The 24,116-nt window shown below is 40.4% G+C and carries 22 protein-coding genes; 11 read left to right on the forward strand and 11 right to left on the reverse strand.

Going from position 1 to position 24,116, the window contains the following annotated elements; genetic code table 11:
* Nucleotides 1-98 precede the first annotated feature (98 nt).
* Entirely contained in the window at nt 99-419 is a 321-nt protein-coding gene (locus R9C00_12090; protein ID WPO38193.1) for a hypothetical protein, read from the reverse strand.
* Nucleotides 420-1,494: 1,075 nt separating this feature from the next.
* Here R9C00_12090 and R9C00_12095 point away from each other — a divergent pair.
* Nucleotides 1,495-2,277, forward strand: coding sequence for an IS5 family transposase (locus tag R9C00_12095; protein WPO38194.1), 783 nt, complete (start codon nt 1,495-1,497; stop codon nt 2,275-2,277).
* Here R9C00_12095 and R9C00_12100 read toward each other — a convergent pair.
* The gene (locus tag R9C00_12100) at nt 2,270-2,527 is read right to left on the reverse strand and encodes a YceI family protein (protein WPO38195.1); all 258 of its coding nucleotides are present in this window, start codon (nt 2,525-2,527) and stop codon (nt 2,270-2,272) included. The genes R9C00_12095 and R9C00_12100 overlap by 8 nt on opposite strands.
* A gap of 102 nt (nt 2,528-2,629) precedes the next feature.
* On the opposite strand from R9C00_12100, the gene R9C00_12105 reads away from it, so the two are divergent.
* Nucleotides 2,630-2,977: a helix-turn-helix domain-containing protein gene (locus R9C00_12105; GenBank protein WPO38196.1), complete on the forward strand. Its 348-nt coding sequence runs from the start codon at nt 2,630-2,632 to the stop codon at nt 2,975-2,977.
* Nucleotides 2,978-3,534: 557 nt separating this feature from the next.
* On the forward strand, nt 3,535-4,377 hold the full coding sequence (locus tag R9C00_12110) for a 1,4-dihydroxy-2-naphthoyl-CoA synthase (protein WPO38197.1): 843 nt from the start codon (nt 3,535-3,537) through the stop codon (nt 4,375-4,377).
* Between the two features lie 84 nt (nt 4,378-4,461).
* Here the strand turns inward: R9C00_12110 and R9C00_12115 are convergent, their stop codons facing one another.
* The 3 genes from R9C00_12115 to R9C00_12125 all read right to left on the reverse strand — a co-directional run bounded on the left by R9C00_12115 (nt 4,462) and on the right by R9C00_12125 (nt 7,388).
* Nucleotides 4,462-5,013, reverse strand: a complete 552-nt coding sequence (locus tag R9C00_12115) for a hypothetical protein (GenBank protein WPO38198.1) — start codon at nt 5,011-5,013, stop codon at nt 4,462-4,464.
* Nucleotides 5,014-5,967 (reverse strand): peptidase, encoded by a 954-nt coding sequence (locus R9C00_12120; GenBank protein WPO38199.1) that lies wholly within the window; start codon nt 5,965-5,967, stop codon nt 5,014-5,016. It lies immediately after the preceding gene.
* A gap of 119 nt (nt 5,968-6,086) precedes the next feature.
* Entirely contained in the window at nt 6,087-7,388 is a 1,302-nt protein-coding gene (locus R9C00_12125) for a serine hydrolase domain-containing protein (GenBank protein WPO38200.1), read from the reverse strand.
* Nucleotides 7,389-7,650: 262 nt separating this feature from the next.
* On the opposite strand from R9C00_12125, the gene R9C00_12130 reads away from it, so the two are divergent.
* The gene (locus R9C00_12130; GenBank protein WPO38201.1) at nt 7,651-8,250 is read left to right on the forward strand and encodes a WG repeat-containing protein; all 600 of its coding nucleotides are present in this window, start codon (nt 7,651-7,653) and stop codon (nt 8,248-8,250) included.
* 7 nt (nt 8,251-8,257) lie between these two features.
* Here the strand turns inward: R9C00_12130 and R9C00_12135 are convergent, their stop codons facing one another.
* Nucleotides 8,258-9,412, reverse strand: coding sequence for a HAMP domain-containing sensor histidine kinase (locus R9C00_12135; GenBank protein ID WPO38202.1), 1,155 nt, complete (start codon nt 9,410-9,412; stop codon nt 8,258-8,260).
* Between the two features lie 157 nt (nt 9,413-9,569).
* On the opposite strand from R9C00_12135, the gene bla reads away from it, so the two are divergent.
* The 3 genes from bla (at nt 9,570) to R9C00_12150 (ending at nt 11,508) form a co-directional block, all read left to right on the forward strand.
* A complete protein-coding gene (bla, locus tag R9C00_12140; GenBank protein WPO38203.1) occupies nt 9,570-10,301 on the forward strand; it encodes a subclass B1 metallo-beta-lactamase in 732 nt (243 codons plus the stop codon).
* Between the two features lie 68 nt (nt 10,302-10,369).
* Complete coding sequence (locus tag R9C00_12145; protein ID WPO38204.1) at nt 10,370-10,999, forward strand: MCP four helix bundle domain-containing protein; 630 nt, start codon at nt 10,370-10,372, stop codon at nt 10,997-10,999.
* Nucleotides 11,000-11,022: 23 nt separating this feature from the next.
* Complete coding sequence (locus tag R9C00_12150; GenBank protein ID WPO38205.1) at nt 11,023-11,508, forward strand: DUF6265 family protein; 486 nt, start codon at nt 11,023-11,025, stop codon at nt 11,506-11,508.
* A 20-nt stretch (nt 11,509-11,528) separates the two neighbouring features.
* Here R9C00_12150 and R9C00_12155 read toward each other — a convergent pair whose 3' ends face one another.
* A complete protein-coding gene (locus R9C00_12155; GenBank protein ID WPO38206.1) occupies nt 11,529-12,494 on the reverse strand; it encodes a GSCFA domain-containing protein in 966 nt (321 codons plus the stop codon).
* Between the two features lie 184 nt (nt 12,495-12,678).
* Between R9C00_12155 and R9C00_12160 the strand changes: the two genes are divergently transcribed.
* From R9C00_12160 to R9C00_12170, 3 genes are all read left to right on the forward strand, one after another.
* Nucleotides 12,679-13,068 (forward strand): hypothetical protein, encoded by a 390-nt coding sequence (locus R9C00_12160; protein ID WPO38207.1) that lies wholly within the window; start codon nt 12,679-12,681, stop codon nt 13,066-13,068.
* A gap of 134 nt (nt 13,069-13,202) precedes the next feature.
* Complete coding sequence (locus R9C00_12165; protein WPO38208.1) at nt 13,203-15,665, forward strand: FtsX-like permease family protein; 2,463 nt, start codon at nt 13,203-13,205, stop codon at nt 15,663-15,665.
* A gap of 88 nt (nt 15,666-15,753) precedes the next feature.
* A complete protein-coding gene (locus R9C00_12170; GenBank protein WPO38209.1) occupies nt 15,754-16,086 on the forward strand; it encodes a DUF6787 family protein in 333 nt (110 codons plus the stop codon).
* A gap of 83 nt (nt 16,087-16,169) precedes the next feature.
* Here the strand turns inward: R9C00_12170 and R9C00_12175 are convergent, their stop codons facing one another.
* Nucleotides 16,170-17,477 (reverse strand): pyridoxal phosphate-dependent aminotransferase, encoded by a 1,308-nt coding sequence (locus R9C00_12175; GenBank protein WPO38210.1) that lies wholly within the window; start codon nt 17,475-17,477, stop codon nt 16,170-16,172.
* A 163-nt stretch (nt 17,478-17,640) separates the two neighbouring features.
* Nucleotides 17,641-18,387, reverse strand: coding sequence for a YebC/PmpR family DNA-binding transcriptional regulator (locus R9C00_12180; protein WPO38211.1), 747 nt, complete (start codon nt 18,385-18,387; stop codon nt 17,641-17,643).
* A gap of 206 nt (nt 18,388-18,593) precedes the next feature.
* Between R9C00_12180 and R9C00_12185 the strand changes: the two genes are divergently transcribed.
* The gene (locus R9C00_12185; protein WPO38212.1) at nt 18,594-19,403 is read left to right on the forward strand and encodes a metallophosphoesterase; all 810 of its coding nucleotides are present in this window, start codon (nt 18,594-18,596) and stop codon (nt 19,401-19,403) included.
* Nucleotides 19,404-19,522: 119 nt separating this feature from the next.
* Here R9C00_12185 and R9C00_12190 read toward each other — a convergent pair whose 3' ends face one another.
* Nucleotides 19,523-20,863, reverse strand: a complete 1,341-nt coding sequence (locus R9C00_12190; protein WPO38213.1) for a RagB/SusD family nutrient uptake outer membrane protein — start codon at nt 20,861-20,863, stop codon at nt 19,523-19,525.
* A 79-nt stretch (nt 20,864-20,942) separates the two neighbouring features.
* Nucleotides 20,943-24,089 (reverse strand): TonB-dependent receptor, encoded by a 3,147-nt coding sequence (locus R9C00_12195; protein ID WPO38214.1) that lies wholly within the window; start codon nt 24,087-24,089, stop codon nt 20,943-20,945.
* Between the last annotated feature and the right edge of the window lie 27 nt (nt 24,090-24,116).

Here is a 24,116-nt window from a genome sequence, read left to right on the forward strand (position 1 = left end):
CCTAATATAGGATAGAAGAAGTTCTTTTGTGAGACTTTTACTTTAAAGCACAAGTTAAAATTAGCTTCTATAGAAAGCAGAGTGACTTTGTCTTTGTGTTAATCTTTAATTTCTTTAAAAGGAATAGGCTCCATAGCCAGACTTGGATATATAGGATTCCTAGGTGATAAGACCAATTCTATTATGTTCGTTTTTTTATTCATGCGATACTGTTTTTCAGTGCCTTCAAGGTAATCCGCTAATTTTCTTTCAATTAATTCGCTTGTAATAGTATCTTCTTTAGTAGGAAAATAAAATTGCTCGAGTTTTTGGGCTACCGTTTTCTCAACAAGATTGATCTTTAAATTGTAATCAAGGTTAGATATATTTTTGTGTCTGAATGGAATGAACTTTACCAATCTTGTCAATTTAACTTCCACTTCATTTTTTGTGTGTTCTTGAAATTTGTCATTGACTTTTGTATTAGGTGAATAAATTATTGAACAGCTAACTAACGTGTACCCATCAATTCGTTAGCCAAGTTCTGGTTTTTAGGCAAGCTTTCTAGAGGAGATATGTAAAATATACTCAATGTTATAGTCTGAGTAATGTTTTTAGGTTATCTCTCAAATTTGGGTATAAACCCGGCTATTTTTAAGCTATCTCTTGCATGGAGGAGGGTAGGGGCACAAGAAATAGGTATAAAGTCAAAAGGATATTTTGCAAAGCATCCTTTTAGATCTTGAGAGCAATAGAAAAAGAGGTAATGTATGCTATTAAATTGCCGACTAAAGCTCTAAAACAAGATCTTATAGGTCTTTCATTGCGTTCAGGTGTATTTTGATGCCTCCTTAGTGGCTTTCAGTACTTCTTGTAGCTCTTTCGGTTTCAACCAAAGCTATTTCAGCATCTCTCGACTATCTTGCAGGCTCGAATTCTACTATTTTGGGCCTGCTCATGGGGCTTTTATTACTGCTTTGTATTCTTTCGCTACCTATGATAGATCATTGGGTAAAGCCTAGTTAAAAAGACGGACTGCAAGTCCTACAATAAAGGTTCGAGGTTACAAACCTCGAACAGCAAGTGTTTGACGAGTTTGAGACCATAAACCTATCGTAAGTCTTTTTGGTTTTTTCTGATCTGCAATTTTCTATTCATTTATTGTACAAGTGATTTCTATTTCAACTTCATCACCAACCATAAATTTACTGGTGTCCTCTCCTATAAGGTAGTCTAATCGTTTTAAGGTTAAAGTCCCTGTAAAAACGTTATTTGTAAGTTTAAAAGGAATTTCCACTTCTTTGGTAATTCCGTGCATCGTCAATTTACCCTTTACAAGAAAGTGCCCATTACTAGACGAAGTACTACTGGATTTGAAACAGATTGTCGGGAATTTTTGAGTATTAAAAAAGTCTGGTGATCGCAAATGGTCATCGCGTTTAGTATTAGAGCATGTTTAAATTTTGAAAAGAGCCGGGCAGGCTAAAACTTTGTAGTGACGAAACAACAAAGTTTATGGAAACAGGATATACCCGCTTGACCTCCCGGCAATGGCAATATATAAAAGAATATCTTCCCGTGGAAAGGAAACGCAAATATGACCTCAGGGACGTGGTGGACTCGATCTTGTACTGCATGCGCAGCGGACAGCAGTGGCGCAGCCTCTCGGGCGAGGGACGCCCTCCTTGGAATGTGGTATACTATTATTTCCGCAAGTGGCAGGGGGACAACACGCTTTTTCGGCTGAACGCGGCACTCAACCAACTAGAGCGCAAGAGGAAGGGCAAGAAGGCGACCCCGAGCATGCTTTCCATTGATAGCCAGTCGGTAAAGTGCGCGCCTTTTATCGGGCAGGACACGGGGCTGGACGGCAACAAGAAGGTGAACGGGAGAAAAAGGCACGTCATCACCGATACGCTCGGGCTGGTATGGGGAGTGGTCGCCACTGGCGCCAACGAGCATGACGGCACGATAGGGCAACGGGTGGTGGAGCCCCTCTTGGGCTACCTGCACAGGATGGAAAAGATCCTGGCAGACCAGGCCTATAAAAAGAAGTTCACCGGATGGGTAGAGGACAACATAAGGGGCGTAGAGGTCGAGATATCCTCTTGTCCCCCAACCCCCAGGGGCTTTGTGCCCATCAAGTGGAGATGGGTCACCGAGAGGACATTCGGCACGTTCAATTTCTTCCGGAGGCTGTCCAAAGACTATGAAAAAACTACCAAAAGCCAAGAAGCTTGGGTTTTATGGCAAAACTGCCAAATAATACTTAATAGGATCAAAAAAATGCCTATTTAAAATTTTTAAACATGATCTTATCAGTATTTACCGTAGAAGCATCTATACGGACATCAAATGTGGAATTTGCAGGATTGTTTGTGTTGAAATTTACATTTCCGTTCATTCCTGAAAAAGTACCTTCCACGGTATTGATTTTCATATTGTCTATTTTGAAGTTAACAATAGACTTTTCGCTATCCACTGTTTGAGCAATACTTGCTGATACTACAAGAATGCTTAATAAAAGTGTTGTGATATTTTTTTTCATAGTGTTTATTTAATTACTGTGCAAGTTTACAGAAACTTGGTTACTTTATATAATCAGTTACCTTTAGGTAACCAGTTACCTTAAAGTAATCAAAGTCAAAAGATGAAAAAGAAAGAACATAAAGAATGCATGTCTGCACTGTTGCCTGTAAAGGATACATTGGAAGTGATAGGTGGCAAATGGAAAATTTTAATATTAATTTCCATTTGGGAAGGTAATAAGCACTTTAGAGAAATCGAACGAAGTATTCCGAAGTTGAGCACTAAGGTTTTGTCAAAAGAGTTGAAGGACTTGGAAGCCAGTCAGTTGATAGTTCGTAGCGTTATCAATGGTTTTCCTGTCCGAACTGAATACGCACCTACAGAATATTCTAAAACTTTGAAGAAAGTCATTTTAGAATTGCAAGATTGGGGTATCAAGCATAGAAAGAGAATTTTTGGTAAGGAGTAGCTTTGTCGTTTTCCTTTTGAACGGGACTTAATTAAGATTGATTTTTTAAGCGACATAATTATTATGTCTAATAGTAGCCTGTGGCTTATCTGCAACATTGCAATCTATACCTTTTGGGGATTTTATTAGATGTAAAAGAACCTCGTAGAGGTTCCAGTATTGTAGATTTGGCCAAGCAGATGAAAACAACGCCGTAGGTGTTGCAGAATTTGTGTGAAATGTAGGTTTCTGCAACCCCTCAAGGGGTTGATGGAATGTTTATGCTAATTACTACAATTATGAAACCCCTACAGGGTTTTTCTCTAAACATCTTTACAAAAATGACGGTTATTTAGTCAATCTTAATAAAGCCCTGCTTAGTAATTTGTTTCTTTTTTATAAATTAGGAGTGACCTTTAGGTCGTACATTTTCTATCTAATTAAAAGAGGCTTTAGCCAAAAGCCTAAATCAGTTCCATATCCCCTAACTGTAAACTGACTACTCGAAATCCTAAAAAAGTCACCTCACTTTCATGCCAGTTCTTATATTTGTGGCATTTCAAACAAAAGTATGAGCAATGGCAAATCTAGCGTGGAAAACGGAAAAGGAATACGAGGAAATCACTTTCAAGAGCTTGAATGGCGTAGCAAGAATTGCCATCAACAGGCCTGAGTGTAGAAATGCATTTACCCCCAAAACAGTAGATGAATTGTGGGAAGCGTTGATCATTTGCCACGAAAGCCAAGAAATAGGGGTGGTATTGCTTACAGGAGAAGGACCATCTCCCAAAGACGGTGGCTGGGCATTCTGCTCTGGAGGCGACCAGCGTGTCCGTTCCACTACGGGCTACAAAGGCGAGAATGGTATCAACCGATTCAATATATTAGATGTACAGCGCCAGATTCGCTTTATGAACAAAGTGGTGATTGCTGTAGTGCCAGGCTGGGCTGTTGGCGGTGGACATAGCTTGCATGTAGTCTGCGATCTTACGCTTGCAAGCAAGGAGCACGCAATTTTCAAACAAACGGATGCCGATGTGGCCAGCTTCGATGGTGGCTATGGCTCTGCTTATTTGGCACGCCAAGTTGGGCAAAAGCGGGCAAGGGAAATCTTCTTTTTAGGAGCGGACTATTCTGCGCAAGAAGCATATGAAATGGGGATGGTCAATAAAGTTGTTCCCCACGAGGAGTTGGAAGAAGTAGCCTATGACTGGGCGCAAGAAATAATGACCAAAAGCCCAACAGCCATAAAAATGTTGAAATTTAGCTTCAACATGATCGACGATGGATTGGTAGGCCAGCAAGTATTGATGGGAGAAACTACCCGATTGGCTTATGGAACCGATGAGGCGGTAGAAGGAAGAAATGCATTTTTGGAAAAAAGACCAAGAGACTTTTCTAAATTCCCTAAGTTTCCTTGATAGACTTGAATGCCTTCTGATGCTTCATCTCAAAACTTATAAGAATGAGGTATTGTATAGCGAACAGCAGCGGAAGGCATTTTCCTATTGACTTATTGAGTCCAAAGACAATTCTCCGTCATTTGGTATTGGATATTCTTCGCAAAATTCTCTTTGGTGAGGGTAGTTTTCTGGCATAATATCTACCCAATATTCGTCTCCAAAAAGCTTGAAGAAATAGCGGCCATCAATATGCTTTTGATACACTTCCCGAATTTCGTAATGGTAGTCGGCTTTAATGGTGTTGTCGACCGAATCTGTATATTCAACTTTTATGCTTTTCTCTTTGAGATAGCGGATATACATAGTGTCTTTACAAAATAGAATGTTTTTGGGTTCACCACTTCCTCCTTCCCAAATGATGTCCCCATGGTCGAAGGAGATATTATACCTAAAACTATGCGATGTGCCATAGTTGTGTTTAGTTATCATCCCAGTGGCAGTAGTTTCTTTGTTGGTTTTTTTAATCACCATGATCATACCATTGGGCAAAATCTTGCTGGTAATATCAATACTCTTCTCTGTTTCATAGTTGCAGTTTGTCAATATGAATAAAGCGAGTATATATAAAAGTGATTTGAGAATACTATTGATCATTTAGACAACTTCGTTTAAACTATTTTCAAATTCCTTTACCAATTCATCTATTTCTGCTTGGTTGTATTTTCTAGAAAAATGGATGGGAATTGCTTCTTTTACTAGTGTTTCCCGCATTATCTTTCCAGATTGGGTCGAGTAACTATGGTAATTGAGTGCGGCAAACTCTTGGTCTTCTTCTTTGTAGTAGCTTTCTATAAATACTTGCCTGCACTGCCAAAAATGATTCTTTATTTTCAGATGGTTTTCTTTATTGGCAGCGTGGTCCATAACTATACCTAAGGAATCCCCTTTTTGGATGTGGAGCAAATGAAAAAGGTCGGCCGTTTTATAATTCTTTCCCTCAATAACAATGGTAGCATCGGCCTGCTGTTTTTCAAAAGCATCTTTCAATTCCTTCACCCATTTCCCCCCTCTAAACCCGCTAGCTTGGATGTCCATTTTGAGAGAATCGTTTTCTTCAAATTTATAAGCCAATGTAGGCGTTTTATGGTCGAGTAGGGTAGCGGCAACAATAAATGACTTTTCCTTAAAAATAATAGTGTCGTTGATGCTGTCGGTTTGTTTTAGCTCCCAGAGCGGAGGCTCAATTTGATAAGTCATGATGTTGTTTTCAGAGACCATTTCTCTTATTTCATAAATGATCGCTCCTTTTTCTACCAAGTTCCATGTATAGCTTTTTAGCTTGGCCTGCACATGTTGGGCAATGTCTTTCGGTCCGCAAATAACCACCCTTCTTTGTGTCCCAACCTGATGCCTTATTACTGTATCAAAATTTATAAAATGATCGATATGGGTATGGCTAATAAAAATAGCATTACAGTTTTGGACTTCTTTTACTGTTAAGTTACTGGCTTCTCCACATTCGCAGAGGTAATTCCAAGGGTGGTTGTTTAGTTTTACAAGGATGGAAATATCTTCGTCTGGTTTACTTTTTATTTCTGCTGAAAACATGTTGCCCCAAAATTTGAGTTCTTTTATACGTCTACTTTTTAGAATGTAAAGATGTCTCTACAAGTTAAAAAACAAAAGCATCTCGGGCTTTCTTCTAAGAAAACCGAGATGCTTTTTATCTACATCTCTGTATTCTCTTTCACTGGCTCAAAAGGACCGTAAATAGCATTGCGAAAACCCTTATGCAAGCCGATCTGGTCGTACGGGAAAAGCTGAACGAACATGACAGCAGTTAGCTCGTTTACGGGGTCTACCCAAAAGAGGGTGCTTGCTGCGCCGTCCCAGAAGAACTCGCCAACTACTCCGTTGTTTTCCTCAGCATTTGCCGGTGGGGCTACCCTTACGGCAAAGTCTATCCCAAAACCTACTTGCCCTTTGCTAGGTAACCAAGAGCGTTCGGTGATGCTATCGGGCAGGTGGCTAGTTGACATAAGCGTAACCGTTTCTGGTTGGAGGATAGTTGCGCCATTCAACGTTCCTTTGTTGAGGTACATTTGGGCAAGCTTCGTATAATCGTCGAGCGTAGAAGTTAAGCCCCAGCCTCCCGGAGTGAGCGATGCATCACTAATGTGAAAGCCTCTTCCTTGTTCATCGGGCACTCTATTTAATACCCCGTCTTCTCCCAAATGATACAAAGCTGTAAGCCTTTCAATATCAGTTTCGGGGACATAATACCTAGTTTCGTCCATTCCTAGTGGGGCTAGCACATTTTCCCTCAAATATTCCTTGTAAGGTTTTCCAGCAATAGTCTCGACCAGCAATGCTTGAATATCTACACTGATGCCGTATTCCCATTGTGTGCCGGGCTGGTACCACAGCGGAATGCTCGAAAGCTTTTTGCCCATCTCGGCAAGTGAACCTTCTGGGTTATAAATATCCAGCTCATTCCACATTTTGCCCAAGCCGGGGATATCTCCTCGGTTTACGAAGCCTGCCGTATGGCGGGTAATGTCTCGAATGGTGATTGGTCGGTTGGCGGGTTCGGTAAGCACATTCCCTTCGGCATCAACTCCGGTGTACACTTGCGGGTTGGCAAATGCGGGTAAGTACTTTGAAAGAGGATCGTCTAGTTGGAACTTGCCTTCGTCGTAAAGCGTCATCAATGCAGCACCTGTAACCGGCTTGGTCATAGAATAGATAATGGCGAGGGTGTTGCGAGCCATGGGAATGCTGTCTTCCCTGTCAGAATAGCCAAGGGCTTTGAAGTATTTTTCCTCTCCTTTTTCATAGATCAGAGCAGATATTCCAGCAATTTTTCCAGCTTCCACAAAGCTTTGGAGGGTAGAGTCAAGTCTGGCTATAGCCACTTGGTCGATAATTTCTTTAGGAGTTTCTTCTTCGGAAACTTCAGTAGCCTTTGGACTGGTGCAAGCATACAGAATACAACCTAAGCTTGTGAAGATAAGGAGTCTTTTGAACATGAGATAATTGTTTTGGTGAATAACTATGAAAATTATATTAGGTAAGTGTAAATTAGTGTAGGAAGGTTAGGATTCAAAATAGGGGGTGGGGGATATTCGGTGATAAATCATCTGCTTATTTTTTTAATGACTGAATCATACCTCTAGTTTATAGAGCAATCATACTAGAGGTTATATTTGTTGAAATATTCCAAAAGGAAATTCTTCTAGACTAAATTTAAAGGGGTATTTAGACTACAAATGCTGCATTGAATTTGAAACCATGAAAACCAAAAACTCAATAGTAATCGTATTCAGTCTTTTGACTTTGCTATCATGTAGAAAAGATGTGGAACAAGAAATGACAGGTTTTCAATATTTTGATATTCAGGAGGTTGGGGCAAGTTCTGAACCTCCTCTGGTTGCTGTTTCTGACGAAGGATATTTGGAGTATGGTTCGAGCGTTGCCTATGTGGATATGCAGGGAGATACGGTTATTCCCTTTGGGAAATACGCCTATTTTGGAGCGGACTCATTGATCTACTATGCAACTGTTTTGGAACATCCAAACGATAGTACTTGGGGCAGAAAGCTGGCAATCGACAAACATCAGAACATATTATTCGACTTGATGATGTTTGACAACGGACCAGATTACTTCAGTGAAGGATTTACCAGAGTCTTGCGGAATGGGAAAATGGGATTTGCCAATAAATATGGGAAAGTCGTAATCCCTTGCATCTACGATTTTGCCAAGCCGTTTGAAAATGGAAAGGCTGAAGTAACATTTGATGCGAAGGAAGTTGTAGACCTGGAGGAACACAGGAGAGTTGAAAGTGATGAATGGTTTGTGATTGACAAAAAAGGGGAGAGGATAGAATAGAATGATTTTACTTCCCAAGCTCCACTATAAAAGAAGCTCCTTTCCCTTCTTCGCTTTCAAGAAATAGTTTCCCTTCCAAATCGGTTACGTACTGTTTCACAATGGAAAGCCCCAGTCCAGTAGAAGGTTCTCCACCCGTGGGTTGGGCGCTGAGCCGTTGGAATTTGCCAAACATTTTCTGCTTGTCTTCCTCGCTAAAGCCAGGACCTTGGTCGCTTACTATGAGTTTAATGCAATCAACACAGTCTTGCAGTCGGATACGTACTTGGGTATTGATAGGAGAAAACTTGATGCTGTTGGAAATAAGGTTTTCGCAAATTTGCCTAAACCGCTCATGGTCTACTTTTCCTTTGCAATCGTCTATTTCCTCAAGGATAGAAATCCCCTTTTGCGTAGCCTGTTCTTTTAAAGAACTAATGGCTTCGCCTAATAGATTCGGGAGGGAGTGTAACATTATCTCGGGCTGGTGGGCTGGTGCTTCTAGGTTTTTCAAATCCAAAATCCTATCTACCATTGTGCCTATCCTGCTCAGCGATTTATTGATGAGGGAGATGCATTTTTCAAAGTCTTCCTTAGTCCCGGGCGTACCTTCCTTGAGCATTTCCGAAACTACCATGGCCGCAGTAAGCGGGTTGCGAAGGTCATGTGCGATGATGCCCAGAAGTTGGTTTTTCTCCTCGTTAATTTGAAGCAATTCTTGGTTTTTGGCTTCTATAGCTGTGTGGCTTTGGCGTAGCTTTTTCTCTAGTTTGTTTTTGTCAATAATGTATTTGGTAAGCTGGCGGGTCATGGCCATAACCAAGGTTTTGTTTTGGCTAGCAAGTTCAAAAAAAGTATCCCTTTCCAAGGACAGGAGGGAGCTATCTGCAAGGGTGACAACATTTGCGGTGCGGATGGCATTATCGAATAAGGAGAATTCTCCAAATATTTTACCCTTTCCTAACTTGGCAAATATTTGCTCTCCATCAAATATTTTCACCTCTCCCTCGGCAATTATGTAGAATGTATTACCAGGGTCACCTTTCCTAAAAAGGGTTGTTCCTTGGGGTACGTCAGTTTCTTCTAATAATTGGGCTATCTGCTCCAACAAATAGGTCTCTAAGGAAGAAAATGGTTCAGCATTCTGGAGAAGCTCTAGTCGTTCGTTTACGTTGTATTTCATCAATTAGAATAACGTGGTAAGTATTGTGGTGCTGTAGATATCATAAATATAAGCTTTTTGGGCATATATACGAATGTTGCAGAATCAGACTGACAGAATATTACTAATTTGCAGCGGTGAAATCACTTACTTTGTAACATAGAAGAAATTATTTAACATGAGATTAAAATTGACAATTGGACTGTTTTTTATAATGGGGGTTTTGGGCTGTTCTGAGGATAAAGGAGAGCTTCTATACGAAAGCGAAACCTTGAAAATAGAGCAGGTTTCTAAAAATGCATTTGTACATGTTTCTTATTTCAATTCGCAAGACTTTGGAAAAGTGCCGTGCAATGGAATGGTAGTAATAGACAATGGTGAAGCGTTGGTTTTCGATACGCCCGTAAGTGATTCAGAATCAAAAGAGTTGATAGATTGGGTTGAAGGGACTTTGGGTGCAAAAGTAAAGGGAGTAGTGGTAACCCATTTTCATGTGGACTGCCTAGGTGGCTTGGAAGAGTTTCATGCTCGGGAAATTGAATCTTATGCTTCTGACCAAACTATTTTCTTGGCAAAAACGCTGACCGAAGTATTGCCCAAAAACGGGTTTGAAGATTTACTTGAGCTAGAAGTAGGCGATAAAAAAGTAGTCAGCCAGTTTGCAGGCGCAGGTCATACGAAGGACAATATAGTGAGCTATTTCCCTAGCGAGAAAGTACTATTTGGCGGATGCTTGATAAAAGAAACTGGGGCTGGAAAAGGCAATTTGGAAGATGCCGATGTAGCTGCTTGGCCAGCAACAGTGCGGGAGGTTAAAGCTGTTTTTGGGGATGCAAACATCATCATCCCCGGTCATGGAAAGCATGGAGGGCAAGATTTGTTGGACTATACTATTGACTTATTCGAATAGATAAGGTTTATAGAGTTATCGAAACAGTTGATAGGTTAGGTAGTTTTTAAATAAAAATGTTTAGATATATGAAATTGAAACTATCGATTACCCAAAAGGTAAAAGCCGTAATGGCATTATTAGTTGTGTTCATATTAGTTTTTGCAACTAATATGATGGATAAAAACCACTTTAGTATTGTACAAGACGCCTATACCTCGGTTTATGAGGATAGATTAGTAGTAAAAGGATACCTGTATAACCTTTCAAGGCAAGTAACAAAGAAGAAAGAGAATTTGTATTTTGATAGAGCCAAGAGCTTAGGAGAACAAAACGATAGGATAAATGACTCTATTCGGACTTTGATAGAAAAATATGCCACGACAAAGCTAACTTCGCGGGAGGATTATCATTTTGAGTCCTTGCAACAGCAGTTTGATAAACTATGGGAAATGGAAAATACTATTAAAAGCCAATTGGCTTCTAGTACGGACAATTTAGCTTTGGACGAACTCATGGTACAATATAATTTGATTTTTGATGATCTGGATGCTTTATCTTCCATCCAAATAAAAGAAGGTGAGAGGTTGATCAATAACTCAAACCGAATAATAAATAGCAATGATATATTGTCGCGGCTTGAAATGGGATTTCTTATTGCCATTGGGCTCGTGATGCAGTTTCTGATTATTTATAAGCCACCAAGATATCGTAGCTGAATCATCTTTTAAACGAAGGGTAAATGAAAAATTTATGGGTCTTTTTTCTAGTATTTTTAGTACTGTCTTGTAAAAGTGATGAGTCATCTACTCAGTCAGCTCCTGAACAAAAAGCTCAGGAGTTGTCGTTCGATTGGCTAGTGGGAGATTGGCAGAGGAGCAATGAAAAAGCAGGCAAGAAAACGTTTGAAACCTGGCGCAAAAAAAATATTGAAACATACCAAGGAACAGGGTTCACTATTCAGAATAATGATACCATTTGGCAAGAACAAATCATGCTAGTTGGCGCTGATGATGCGTGGAATTTTGAAGTTTTGGGCAAAGGCGATACTGAGCCGACTGTATTCAAGCTTACGCAAATAGAAAAAGAGTTGTTTGTATGCGAGAACCCTGAAAATGAGTTTCCTAAAGTGATTAAATATGCTAAAAGTGGAGACGGGATCAAAGCCGTAATTTCGGGAGGAGGAGAGGAAGTGCTTTTTTTGTTCGAGAAAAGAAGTTTTAAGTAGAAGAAGCTTTTTCCCTTTTCCTACAAATTTTCAATTTTGTTTTTTACTTCTTCAATCTCCTTTTCTACATTCACTTCGGTAATCGTATTTAATTTTTCCAACGTTTTCTCCAAAAAATCGGCATAGGCATTTGTGTCTGTATGGAAAGGTCGGTGGTGAAGGGCTTTGTTTAACTTTCCCCATTTCTTTATAAAAGCAGTTGCGCTATCGCTCAAATAAGTTTCATGAAATTTCTGTGAGATATATTCAATAGCCTCTTCAGATGGGTGCACCATATCGCTGGCGTAGAAGCGGTAATCTCTCAAATCGTCGAGTAAGAGTTCGTAAGCTGGAAAATAGTCCACTTGCTCATTTCTAGTTTGGAGTTGGTGAGCAGTTAGTCTTAGTATCGACTTGGAAATGGCATTTGTTTGTAGCGAATCTCGAACATGGCGAACGGGGCTTACCGTTAATATCACCTTAGTGTTTGGAGAAAGTAATGCAAGCATTTCTTCAAATCCATTTACAATTTCCTCTATGTCTAGCATCCTTCTTTCAAAAGTATAGCGGGGTATTTTATGGCAATTTGCCACGGTTTCTCCGCTTTTTGCAAGTTGGAACACATTAGCAGTGCCCAATGTGACAATTAGAAAGTCAATGTTATTTAATTGTTCTTTTGTTTCCGTGAGCTTTTTATCAATATCAGCTTCAAGGCGTGCTTTTTTCGTATTGGAAAGGTCTGAATGGAGGAGGTAATGGTACCAGATTTCCTGGTTTTGCACAAAAAGATGTTGGGGAAGGGCTTTACCTTTTTGTGCAATATCAATCAGCTCTAGTACTGAAAGTGGGTTGTATATTACTCCGAAAGGGTTGCTCAACACATCGAACTTGTTTTCCACAAATTTCTTCCCAATGTTATCTGAAAAGCATGAACCCATAAAAAGGAGCTTGCTTTTTAGGTCGATTTTGTTTTGAGAAGGCGTGATATTAAGCTCTGTTCGGAACATGCTTTTGCTGTGTTTGAATTTAGTAGACAAATTAATTGTTTATGTTTTTAAACACAATATAAAATGACCATCAAAAATCATCGTTTCATAGTAGAAAATACTTATATTACAGGGAATGGTCCATCTCCTGATATGTTTCAAAAACACGATTTATTATTCTTTAAATTTAACTATTTCTCTCGTTATGGAATCTGTAGTTTTATTAATCAACAAAAAAAATGTTAAGGTAGAGTATTTTGAAGACAAAGGATACATTTATGTAAAATGGATCGGTTTTCAAAGCACCGAAAAGGTAATTGAATCTGGCAAAGAGATTTTAGCCGTTTTTAGGACAACAAAATGTTCTAAAGTTATTAATGATAACCGTTTGGTTACTGGTCCATGGAGCAAAGCTTCCGATTGGGTAGAAAAAGAATGGTTTCCCCAAATGATTTCTGCTGGAATGAAGAAGTTTGCATGGATATTCCCCGATAATGTTTTTGCAGAACTCTCTGCTTCCAAGGCGATGCCTGATACTGGTATGGTCAAAAAATTTGACGAATATAAATCAGCAGAAAACTGGTTAACTAATTAGTTATCAAGTTGTTTTTGTTGTTGAAATGCCTCTTTGTAAATAAACGAAGGGGCATTTTTATTTTTTACAAAACTTAACCTGGGCTGTTAGATTCTGTTAAAAATTTGAGCGTAAGCTTTTGAACTTCTAATTTGATGACTGAACAAAAGCACTACCGCATGAACACGCATCTCTACACTAGCCATTTGAAGATTATTTTTAGGCATTTGTACCGAAATAAACCCTTTACTTTTATCAACCTTTTTGGGCTAGCCATTGGCTTGTCGGTTACTTTATTTGTAGCACTTTTTATATACAATGAAATGAACTACGAGCAAATGCACAGCAAAGCTGATCGGATTTTTAGGTTAAGCATGCATTTGCACAGCGGAAATTATGATACTCAATGGGCAAGGGTGAATGCAGATTGGGTCAACAATCTTCAAGCGGAAATACCTGAAGTGGAGAGGTTGGTTCGCTTTCAGGACTACCAGCCACGGAATGTAAAAGTTGGGGAGCATACTTTTAAGGTTGAAAATGCTTACACTACAGATGCAGATGTGTTTGAGGTGTTTGATTTCAACCTGTTCGAAGGAGACACTTCATCAGCCCTTTCTAATCCATATTCGGTGGTGCTTACCGCTTCTATGGCTCAGAAGTTTTTTGGGAAAACCGATGTTGTTGGGCAAGAAATAGAGATTTTAGACGATACAAAGTTGGAAAATACCGTGTATTTGGTGACGGGGGTAATGGATGATTTACCTTCCAATACGCATTTACCAGTAAACATGCTTGCTTCGTTTGCCTCGGGCGAAGAAAGAAAAGGTTGGGCGTACACTTACCTCTTGCTTCATGACCAAAATCCTTCAAGTGTGGAAGGTAAAATGCCAAGTTTTATCTTAAAACATGCGGGTGAAGAAGACGCCCAAACCATAGATTTATTTCTTCAGAATATTAAAACCATTCATTTGCATTCAGATTTGGCAAGGGAAATTATGCCAAATGGGAAAATGTCGTACCTGTATTTGTTTGGCTCGGTGGGCTTGTTCGTTTTATTGATGTCTTGTATCAATTTTATTAATTTGAATACTGCCCAATCGCTCAAAAGAATGCGGGAAATTGGGGTGCGTAAGGTGCTTGGTTCTAGCAAATTCGACTTAGTAGCTTACTTCTTTTTCGAGTCTTTTATCATTGCAAGTGTGGCTACGGTTCTTGGTTTGCTGCTTGTCACCGAAACGCTGCCTTTTTTTCGGGATTTTTCTCCTATCGCCATTCCAATTACCACACTTCTTCCTTTCGCCCTAACCGTCATCTTGTTTATCGCATTTGTGGCGAGCTATTACCCAGCATTTATACTTACTCGCCAAAGAGCGGTGAGTGCGATGAAATCAAAAAATGGTTTTACGCCCTATACAGGGAAATTTAATACAAAAAATATTTTGGTTTCGGCGCAGCTGGTGCTCTGCATCACGCTGATTAGCGGTGCGCTAATTACACGTTCCCAGTTTCATTATTTGATGGATAAAAACTTAGGATTGGAAAAGGAACAAGTGCTTGCTCTTACCGATATTCCCGATCCGGTGAAGTACAAATTCGACTTGCTGAAGCAGCAACTCAACCAATTGCCCGAGGTGAAAGCAGTGGCTGGAGCTATGCAAGTACCTTCCTCGGAAATCCGTGATGTCGGTTCTGTTTATGCAGAGGGGATGACGGCGGATCTTGAAAATCCTCCTGTGATGGATATTCAAGTGATAGATAAAGAATTCATCGACCTGATGGGTGTCGAACTAGTAGCAGGCAGGGCTTTTTTGGAGAATAAAACCGCAGATGTGAGTCAAGCGGACAGGGATAACTTGTTGGACTATCTTCAAGCTCAGCCGAGGGAGTACCTGATCAATGAAACTGCTGCACGGCTAGTTGGGTGGAATTCTCCCGAAGAAGCATTGGGAAAAGAGTTTTCTTGGAGCATAGGAGGCGTTAACTTACAGCGAGGACAGATCATAGGAGTGGTGAAAGATTTTCATCAGGAAAGCTTGCGCAACGGTATTGAACCCTTGGTTATGGTTCATGAGCCTGTTTGGGTCAGGAACGTTTTGGTGAAAATAGACGGAGGGCATGTGCAGGAAGCAATGGGAAAAATAGCAACTCTTTGGAAGGCGAATTTCCCCAATTACCCTCTCAAATACTCTTTTTTAGATGAACTATATGACCGTTTGTATGAAAATGAGAAAAAACAATTGCAGCTGATGTACCTATTCACTGGATTAGCGATTTTCATTTCTTTCATCGGAATTTTTGGGTTGATTTCTTATATGCTAAAAACAAGGGAAAAAGAGATAGCGGTCAGGAAAGTACTGGGCGCTAATCTGTCTTCCATCACGGTTTTGCTTACCAAAAACTTCCTATTTCCAGCAGTGGTAGGGGTGTTTTTTGCAGTGCCACTTACTTGGTCTGTGATGGAGAAATGGCTGCAAGGTTTTGCCTACAGAATAGAAATTAGTGGGTTGAGCTTTATGATTGCCATTGCATTTATCTTTTCCATTTTGATGGTGGCGGTGCTTGGGCAGCTCAGCAAATTAGCGAAGACCAATATTGCAAAAACGCTGAGATCAGAGTAGCTTTGGTGGGAAAAACAAACTTTTTTACCGATCCCACCAAAGCTTTCATTAACTTTGTTCCCTTATTATTTTTTAATGGATCTAAATTATGGAAGAAACCAAAAAAGCTTCATTTTTATACAAACTAATGAATAAATGGCAGGTGCAGAGCATCGGTCAAGTGTTACTTATTTTACTGACATTTAGCCTTACAGGATCAACGGTGGTGTTTATTCGTAAAATCTTGTACAATTTTCTAGGATTTACGGAAGCAACTCCTTTTTGGATTAAAACTGTTACCTATATCCTGTTTGTATTTCCAGCTTACCAGATTTTGATCTTGGTATATGGCACTTTGCTAGGGCAGTTTAAGTTCTTTTGGGAAAAAGAAAAAAAGCTTCTGATCAGGATGAAAATCCTTAAAAAAGAAGAAGGGAAATAAAGAGTAGAAATAGTTGGAAAGGGCTTCATCTTATGTAGGATGAAGCCCTCTTAGTTTGTCATCTTCTCCCAAAAGGATTGATTTTATGAAGCTACATACTCTTCTACAGCTTCTTTTATGTCCGTAAAAGTTTTGATGAGTATTTCTTCATCTTCCTCTAAAAGCGTAACCCTAAACCCTTGAAGGTTGGAACAAAAAGAAGAGATAGGGACAACGCAAATGCCTTTTGAAGCCAATAAGTAATACACGAAACGCTGGTCGAGTGGGATAGAGTCATTCAACCAATCTTCCTCGAGTAATCGCTTTGCCTCTGGGTTTACTACTTCTATTTTCTGATGAGGTTTCAATACGCCATCATTAAAAATGATGGTATTATAAAATGCCCCATAGGTTTCGTTGAACGTGAGTGCAGGTACGCTGCCGAGTATTTCCGAAATTATCTTACTTCTCCGCCCAATGGACTTGTTAAGGTTTTCTCTGTAAGGAGCAAACTCAGGGTGAGTAAAGACTAAAGGTATAGCTAGCTGGGGCAGTTTGGTAGAACAAACCTCAATCATTTTGGCATTGTCTAGCGTAACGCATAGCCTATCGAATTCTGGATCGTTTTTCCTGTTGTAATATTCCATCCAGCCGCATCGGGACCCTGGCCAAGGCAACTCCTTTGAAATACCTTTGAGGGAAATTCCTGGAACTTCTTCGCCAATGAGCGTAGCCAATGGATGAGCTACTGCGCCATTATAGGTAACGTTCATGTAGATTTCATCAAATACTAAAAACAGGTCGAACTCCTTCGCTATCTCTACTATTTTTTTGAGGATTTCTATAGGGTAAACCATGCCTGTCGGGTTGTCGGGGTTGATAACCAAAATGGCAACCACATTGGGGTTGTACTTTACTTTTAAGTAGAGATCGTCAAGGTCGGGATACCAATTGTTTTTTGGGTCCAGCTCGTAAGTGAGAGGGTGGTTGTTGGCATGGGCACCTTCGGCCGAAGAGTGGGTAGAGTAGGCGGGAGAAGGGCCAATTACCCTAGAAGTGGGAAGGATGAATTGGTAGAGTTTGGAAATAGCATCGCCCAGTCCATTAAAAAAAAGGATGTCATCGGAAGTAATTTGTGCACCTCCTAAAACATTGTTTTTCTCGGCCAAAAACTCACGAGTAGCGAGCACGCCCTTCGAATGGCAGTAACTATACGTGTCATTTTCTTGCATCAAATCTCCCACTATTTGCTTCATCCACTCAGGGATTTCACAATGTTTCTTCACAGGGTCGCCAATGTTTTCCCAGATAATCTCAATCCCTAGCTTCTGGAGCTGCTCTGCTTTCTTCACTATTCCTCGAATCTCGTAGCTCAATTCGTCAGCCCCAGCTCTTAATAACCTTTGCCTCATGTCTCTTCAGTTTAGAAGTGTCTGTTTTTATTTGTAAAATATAAAAAAAGCTAGTCGGTTGGTTGTTTTTGGTTGCTATTCAATTTTTTCATTTCTTTAAAAAAATAAGGCGCTAAACCGGCATGACCGATTGAGCGCCTTAGCTTTCTCGGCTATGCATACGCTATTCCAACAAGGCTATTTGCTCATCGCTGATGTCCATGTTGTGGAAAACCTTTTGTATATCGTCATCGTCTTCCAGCCTGTCTATGAGCTTCATTATTTTTACCAAGGAGTCATCGTCTACAGACACTGTAGTAGCTGGGATACGGTCAAGTTCGGCATTTTCCGCCTCTATGTTCAATTCTTCTAGTTTGCTTTGGAACGTGCCAAAATCTTCAAGAGCGGTAGTAACGTTTACCCTGCCGTCTTCAATTTCTACATCTTCCGCACCGCCGTCTATCAATTCCAACATAAACTCGTCTTCATCTGAGCCTTCTGGGAAGGGAAAACTAAAAGAACCTTTTCTTTCAAACATAAAGTCAACCGAACCATTTTTACCCAAGCTACCGTTGTTTTTGGCAAAAGCAGCACGGACATTCGATACCGTTCTGTTCAGGTTATCTGTTTGGCATTCTACTATGACCGCTACGCCATTTGGGGCATAACCTTCATAAGTAACCTCCACATAATCAGTTGCATCACTGCCCTGTCCTTTTTTGATGGCACGCTCAATCGTATCTTTGGGCATGTTCTTGCCCTTGGCATTTTGGACGGCCAGTCTAAGCCTAGCATTGTTTTCCAACTCAGGCCCGCCCTCTTTCGAAGCGACCGTAATCTCTTTGATCAGCTTTGTGAAAATCTTTCCTCTCTTTGCGTCTTGAGCTCCTTTTCTATGCTTGATATTGGCCCATTTACTATGTCCTGCCATATTATCTTGTTCTATTTATTGGTGTTATTAGCTGTTTTCCTTTCCAAATTACGGATGAATTTATCGTTAACGCAAAAGTATAAAAAATAAAAAAACTAAGTCTATCTCATTCCAAATAGACTTAGTTTGTTCATGAAGTATCTTACAGAATTGTGAAATTAGGATTTAATTTTGAATAAATTCATATTATTTAACCACCTCAAGAAATGTCAAAAAGAAGAGACTTTATAAAAAAATCAATTGCGATGGGAGCAGGTGCTGCCATTGGAGTGGGTTCTGCGCAAGCATCTCCATCCGAAAGCAATCACAAGCTGCGTTTTGCCATCGCTTCCGATGGACATTATGGTCAGCCTGATACTCCTTATGAAATGTACCACAATGAAATGATGGCCTGGCTAAATGAGGAAGCAGGTGCCAAAGGATTGGATTTTGTGGTGTTCAATGGAGACCTCATCCACGATGAACCCAAGTTTTTGCCAGAAGTGAAGGCTGTGTACGAAAAGCTGGAAGTGCCTTTTTATGTAACGAAAGGAAATCATGACAGGGTAAGCCCAGAAGTGTGGAAAACGACTTGGGGATACGCCCAAAACCATAGTTTCAAAATAGAAGAATATGCTTTCATATTAGGCACTACGTCAAACATAAAAGGGGAGTATTTGTGTGGAGATGTGACTTGGATAAAAGGCGAGCTAGAAAAACACAAAGATGCATCGGCTGTTTTTGTGTTTTTGCACATCCCTCAGAGCAAGTGGGCGAATTATGGAGTAGAATGTCCTGAATTAAACGAGCTTCTTCAAAAGGCAGAAAATGTGAAGGCTGTTTTCCATGGCCATAACCACGAGCTTGACAACGTGTTTGTTGGGAATGAGCTGAGCTACTTTTTTGATGGGCATATCGGTGGAAGCTGGGGCACAAACTACCGTGGTTACCGCATAGTGGAAATTAACGAAGAAGGGAATATCCAAACCTACCAGTGCAACCCGCAGGCTTTTAAAGTGAATAAGGCAAAGTTGTAACTGTTGACGGCTTTTATCAAAAAATACAAGTGAAGTATAAAAAGAAAGTGAGGTTCTTAAGGAACCTCACTTCTTGCTTATCTGCTGCTCATCCCAAGCTGGGTATGTGGTATAATAGGTTAGTTTCCGTAACCACTATTTTGCTCTAGGTTACCATTTACGTTACGCTCCCTGTCAGGAATTGGGAATACCAACTCGTTTGCATTGTAGGCAAAGCCGTCTACAGTTAGCTTAAGTCGCTTTGCATCATGGATTTTTTGCCCTTCCAACGCCAATTCTATGCTTCTCTCTTTAAGGATATCGTCGAGAGTGGGATTGTCTATATTTGTTAAACCTGCTCTGCCACGAATTAGGTTAAGGTCATTTGCCGGAGAGTCACCTATAGTAGTACCCTCTCTGAAGTTTGCTTCGGCACGTGTAAGGTAGAGCTCGGCTAGCCTAATTACCCCAACATTACCAAACTGATTTACCCATTTTCCACTACGGATATCACCAGTTGCTTCATCAAAATAAAACAGGTTCAATCGGTCATCGCCAGTTTCAAAGCGGTCAATAAGCGTTTGCTGAACTTCGATATCGCCACGGCCACCGTTAGTAGTTGAGGCGAAAAATAACTGCATATTGTTTGCACCGTCTTGGGTAGTTACTTGAATAGCGAAAACATCTTCAGGAGTGTTGGTACTACTATTGAAAGCATCTTCTACGGCGCTATTTAGGAAGTAAATCCCATCTGCGTCAGTTAAAGCCCTGTTGGCAGCATCCCTTGCATCCGCATAATTTGCTTGTTGCAAATAAACCCTTGATAAAACGGCGGCAGCAGCCACGCTGTTTGCATACACGCCGTTGTCAGCAGGAAGGTTTTCGAGGGCGAAAGAAAGGTCTGAAATGACTTGGGCATATACCTCATCTACCGTATTTCGGCTTACCTTTTCAACCGAGTTTGGCTCGGTAACAATTGGCACTCCCAAATTAGTGGCAGTGTTTCCTGCAGAATAAGGTTGGCTAAAGTTAAGAACCAGATCAAAATACACAAGGCCTCTGATAAACTTTGCTTCAGCCTCTACTCGAGTTTTGTCTTCTTCATTTACAACATCCAATGCAGAAAGAACATTGTTTGTGATATTGATTGCTTCGTAAGCTTCTAACCAAAGCTCTCCGGCATCACCGTTGATAACGGTCATTTCTTTTCTCCAGATTTCAGCAGGGTCGCCAAAAGTTCCTGAAAAGGCTATTTCGCCATCTGCTGCAAGCAATTCGGCATTTCTTAAGGTGTTTCCACCAAATAAATCACTATTGCCTAGTGCATCATATGCTCCAATAAGTACGGTTTTGACGTTTGCATCTGAGCTTAATGCTACTGCATTGTCTATGTCTTGAGGTGGGGCTAGCTCCAGCTCGTTTTCACATGCGGTTGCAATAAGACCTATTATTGCAAGAAAATATATTTTTATGTTTCTCATTTTTATTCAATTTTAATAGTTAAGAGTATGTTAAAATGAATTTGTTTAAGAAGGGGTGCTTCTTATCGTATTACATACTCTAGAATCCTACTCTTACTCCAAATGTAAATGTTTTAGGCTGCGGCGCTGAATAGAAATCATTGCCTAGGTAAGCATTGTTGCTTCCAGCTAAGTAGTCGGTGTTCACCTCAGGATCCCATCCTACATAATCGGTCCAAGTAAGAAGGTTTTGTCCACTGAAATATACCCTTGCACTTGTGATAAATGATTTGCTCAGCACTGCCTTAGGGAAGTTGTAACCTAAAGTCAGCGTTTTTAGGCGGACGTAAGAAGCATCAGACAAGTACCTGCTAGAGGCTTGTGCGCCGTTGTTTTGGTAAAGTCTTGCCTGAGGAACACTGGTGATGTCACCTTCTTTTTGCCATCTGTTAAGTTGGTCAGACGTTTGGTTGTCTTCGTACCTAGCGTTGGCAGACATAAAAGTTCCACCTCCAAGGTAAACATCGTTTCCTTCTTGTCCTTGAATGAGTATGTCTAGGTCGAAGTTCCCATATTTTAAGTTGTTAGACCATCCGTAAATAAAGTCAGGGTTAGGGTTGCCCAATACTTTGCTTTCAGCCAAGTTGTAGTTGTTGGTAACATAAGCGTCGCCCAAGTGATCTACTTGGAATGCAGATCCGTCGGTTATTTCTTCGTCGGTAGGAGTTCGGTTAAGGAAGAATATTGCATCGCCATTGCTTGGGTTAGCACCAGCGAATTCTACTCCGTAGTGCACGCCAATTGCCTCTCCAACTTTAATAGTGTTTAGGTAACGAGAGCTAAGTGGGCCAATCATATCTGTGCCTTCGTTTAGCTTGGTTACTTTGTTTGTGTTTCTTGCAAAATTAACACTAGTGTTCCAAGAGAACTTGCCAGTAGTAATAAGCTTGTAGTTTATCACAGCTTCAATACCCTTGTTTTCTAACTCACCTATGTTTTGAGTTTGAGTTCTAAATCCTGAAGTTCCAGGTACGGGTACATCAAGCAATAGGTCTGTTGTGCTTTTTTGGTAATAGTCTATTTCACCATTAAGCCTATCGTTCCAAAGACCAAAGTCGATTCCTATATCCGCTTGCGCTGTTTTTTCCCATTCCAAATCAGGGTTTTCGATTCGAGAAGGTATCAAAGCAGAAGATCCATCATAGATAGCAGAGGTGAAGGTGCCGTATTGTTCATAGTTTCCAATTCCAGCATTACCCGTTACGCCGTAGCTTGCTCTTACTTTCAAGAAACTCAATACCTCAGAAGAAAGAAATTCTTCTTCAGAGATAATCCATCCTGCCGATGCTGCTGGGAAGAATCCATATCTTTTATTTGCTCCAAATCTCGAAGATGCATCCACACGACCACTTATGGAAAGAAGGTATTTTTCTTTGAAGTTATAGTTTAGCCTACCAAAATAGGAAAGGAATGAAAATTCGTTGAGTGTACCCGCCCAGTCAACTACTTCAGCAGCAGAGCTAAGAGTTTTGAGCTCGTCCAGCGGGTAGTTCTGACCTGCTGCATAGGTTACGTCTCTAGTGGATTTTTGGAATTCTGTACCTGCAATTACTTCAAGGGAATGAATGTCCTTTAATACTTTATTATAGCTCAAGTATGCTCTAGAGGTGTTGTTGAAAATACGTGTCCACCTGTCTTGTCCATAGCCGTTTACATCCTCAGATCTACCTGTTTGGGTCATTGAGTTTCGATACCTCTTTTCAAACTGGGTCAATAGGTCAAAACCGTATTCTCCAGTGATTTTTAGCCCTTTTGTTATTTCATAACTTACATTAATATTGGCCAAGTTCCTAAATACAGTGGTGTTGAAACTTGCGTTTTCTAGCTCCATCGTGGCAGGGTAATAGAACATAGCAGGGTTCAGCGCATCGTCATATAAATTGCCTTCTAAGTCTCTTACAGGAGTGAGGGGAGATTGAGCAACAAGCTGAATAGGAGTCGAAAATTCGTTGTCATCAGTTACACGTTTGTTTTCTGATCTGCTAATCCCAACATTCAATCCCAAATCTACTTTTTCAGAAATATCATGTGTAAGGTTTAACCTGCCTGAAACCCTTTGAAATGAGTTACCAATCAGGATACCATCTTGGTCAGAGTAAGAACCGCTGGCAAAGAAATTGGTTTTTCCATTGCCACCTTGTGCAGAGAGGTCATAGTTTTGGAAAGAAGCATCTTGGAATGCTTGGTCTTGCCAATTAGTTCCAGCCCAGTTGGGATCGTTTGCCAATTCTTCTCTCCAGTCCAAATGACCTGAAAGGAAATCCATATTGCCTTCCATGTATTCCAACCATGAGTCTTCGTATTCATCAGGGTTGTTGATAGGGTCAATCCCATCTGCTAAATCGTTGTTGTAAGCCGCCTCCCTGTTAAGTTCAACATATTGGGAAGCATTAAGAAAATCCCTTTTGTTGGTAGGCTTGCTAATACCATATTGAGCATTGAAATTCATTTGGGTTTTGCCTGCGCTACCTTGCTTTGTGGTGATAAGCACCACGCCATTTGAGCCCCTCGAACCATAAATTGCCGCAGCAGAAGCATCTTTTAACACTTCGATAGACTCGATATCATTAAAATTAATATCTGCTAAAGGGTTTGTTTGTGAGCTTGTCAAAGATTGACTATTCGTAGTTACAGGTATGCCATCAATAACATAAAGAGGTTCGTTACTTGCTGAAATAGAAGAAGTACCCCTGATTCGAATATTGATTCCTCCTCCAACTTTACCTGTTTGAGAAGTGATTTGAACCCCGGCAGCCCTTCCTTGCAAGGCTTGCTCGAAAGTTGCTACAGGTACGTCTTCTAAAGATTTTCCTGAAACAGATTCAACTTTTCCAGTTAGGTTCTTTTTGATTTGGTCTCCATATCCTACCACCACTACCTCGGTCAACTCAGTAAAGTTTTCTTGTAAAACGATGTCGAGCGTAGTTTGGCTCCCTATTTCAACTTCTTGGGTCTGAAATCCAATATATTTGAAAATCAGAGTGCTGCCTTTTTCGGGAACGGAGAGGCTGAACTTTCCATCTACATCGGAAATAGTACCATTGGACGTCCCTTTTTCGATTATGTTCACGCCAGGCAGGGGGGAGCCTACTGGGTCTTTGATTGTCCCACTAACTACTTTTTGTGCCATTGCATTGTAACAAGTAAATAGCATTATAAATAGTGTGGTTGTGAAAATTTTGTTCATATACTTTGTAGTTTAAATAATTGATGA

It is taken from the genome of Flammeovirgaceae bacterium SG7u.111 (genome assembly GCA_034044135.1).
GTDB lineage: Bacteria > Bacteroidota > Bacteroidia > Cytophagales > Flammeovirgaceae.

Bases quoted from the DNA above. Each gene is read 5' to 3' on its own strand.
- R9C00_12095 (WPO38194.1), top strand. From the start codon at position 1,495: ATGGAAACAGGATATACCCGCTTGACCTCCCGGCAATGGCAATATATA.
- R9C00_12100 (WPO38195.1), bottom strand. From the start codon at position 2,527: ATGAAAAAAAATATCACAACACTTTTATTAAGCATTCTTGTAGTATCA.
- R9C00_12105 (WPO38196.1), top strand. From the start codon at position 2,630: ATGAAAAAGAAAGAACATAAAGAATGCATGTCTGCACTGTTGCCTGTA.
- R9C00_12110 (WPO38197.1), top strand. From the start codon at position 3,535: ATGGCAAATCTAGCGTGGAAAACGGAAAAGGAATACGAGGAAATCACT.
- R9C00_12115 (WPO38198.1), bottom strand. From the start codon at position 5,013: ATGATCAATAGTATTCTCAAATCACTTTTATATATACTCGCTTTATTC.
- R9C00_12120 (WPO38199.1), bottom strand. From the start codon at position 5,967: ATGTTTTCAGCAGAAATAAAAAGTAAACCAGACGAAGATATTTCCATC.
- R9C00_12125 (WPO38200.1), bottom strand. From the start codon at position 7,388: ATGTTCAAAAGACTCCTTATCTTCACAAGCTTAGGTTGTATTCTGTAT.
- R9C00_12130 (WPO38201.1), top strand. From the start codon at position 7,651: ATGAAAACCAAAAACTCAATAGTAATCGTATTCAGTCTTTTGACTTTG.
- R9C00_12135 (WPO38202.1), bottom strand. From the start codon at position 9,412: ATGAAATACAACGTAAACGAACGACTAGAGCTTCTCCAGAATGCTGAA.
- bla (WPO38203.1), top strand. From the start codon at position 9,570: ATGAGATTAAAATTGACAATTGGACTGTTTTTTATAATGGGGGTTTTG.
- R9C00_12145 (WPO38204.1), top strand. From the start codon at position 10,370: ATGAAATTGAAACTATCGATTACCCAAAAGGTAAAAGCCGTAATGGCA.
- R9C00_12150 (WPO38205.1), top strand. From the start codon at position 11,023: ATGAAAAATTTATGGGTCTTTTTTCTAGTATTTTTAGTACTGTCTTGT.
- R9C00_12155 (WPO38206.1), bottom strand. From the start codon at position 12,494: ATGTTCCGAACAGAGCTTAATATCACGCCTTCTCAAAACAAAATCGAC.
- R9C00_12160 (WPO38207.1), top strand. From the start codon at position 12,679: ATGGAATCTGTAGTTTTATTAATCAACAAAAAAAATGTTAAGGTAGAG.
- R9C00_12165 (WPO38208.1), top strand. From the start codon at position 13,203: ATGACTGAACAAAAGCACTACCGCATGAACACGCATCTCTACACTAGC.
- R9C00_12170 (WPO38209.1), top strand. From the start codon at position 15,754: ATGGAAGAAACCAAAAAAGCTTCATTTTTATACAAACTAATGAATAAA.
- R9C00_12175 (WPO38210.1), bottom strand. From the start codon at position 17,477: ATGAGGCAAAGGTTATTAAGAGCTGGGGCTGACGAATTGAGCTACGAG.
- R9C00_12180 (WPO38211.1), bottom strand. From the start codon at position 18,387: ATGGCAGGACATAGTAAATGGGCCAATATCAAGCATAGAAAAGGAGCT.
- R9C00_12185 (WPO38212.1), top strand. From the start codon at position 18,594: ATGTCAAAAAGAAGAGACTTTATAAAAAAATCAATTGCGATGGGAGCA.
- R9C00_12190 (WPO38213.1), bottom strand. From the start codon at position 20,863: ATGAGAAACATAAAAATATATTTTCTTGCAATAATAGGTCTTATTGCA.
- R9C00_12195 (WPO38214.1), bottom strand. From the start codon at position 24,089: ATGAACAAAATTTTCACAACCACACTATTTATAATGCTATTTACTTGT.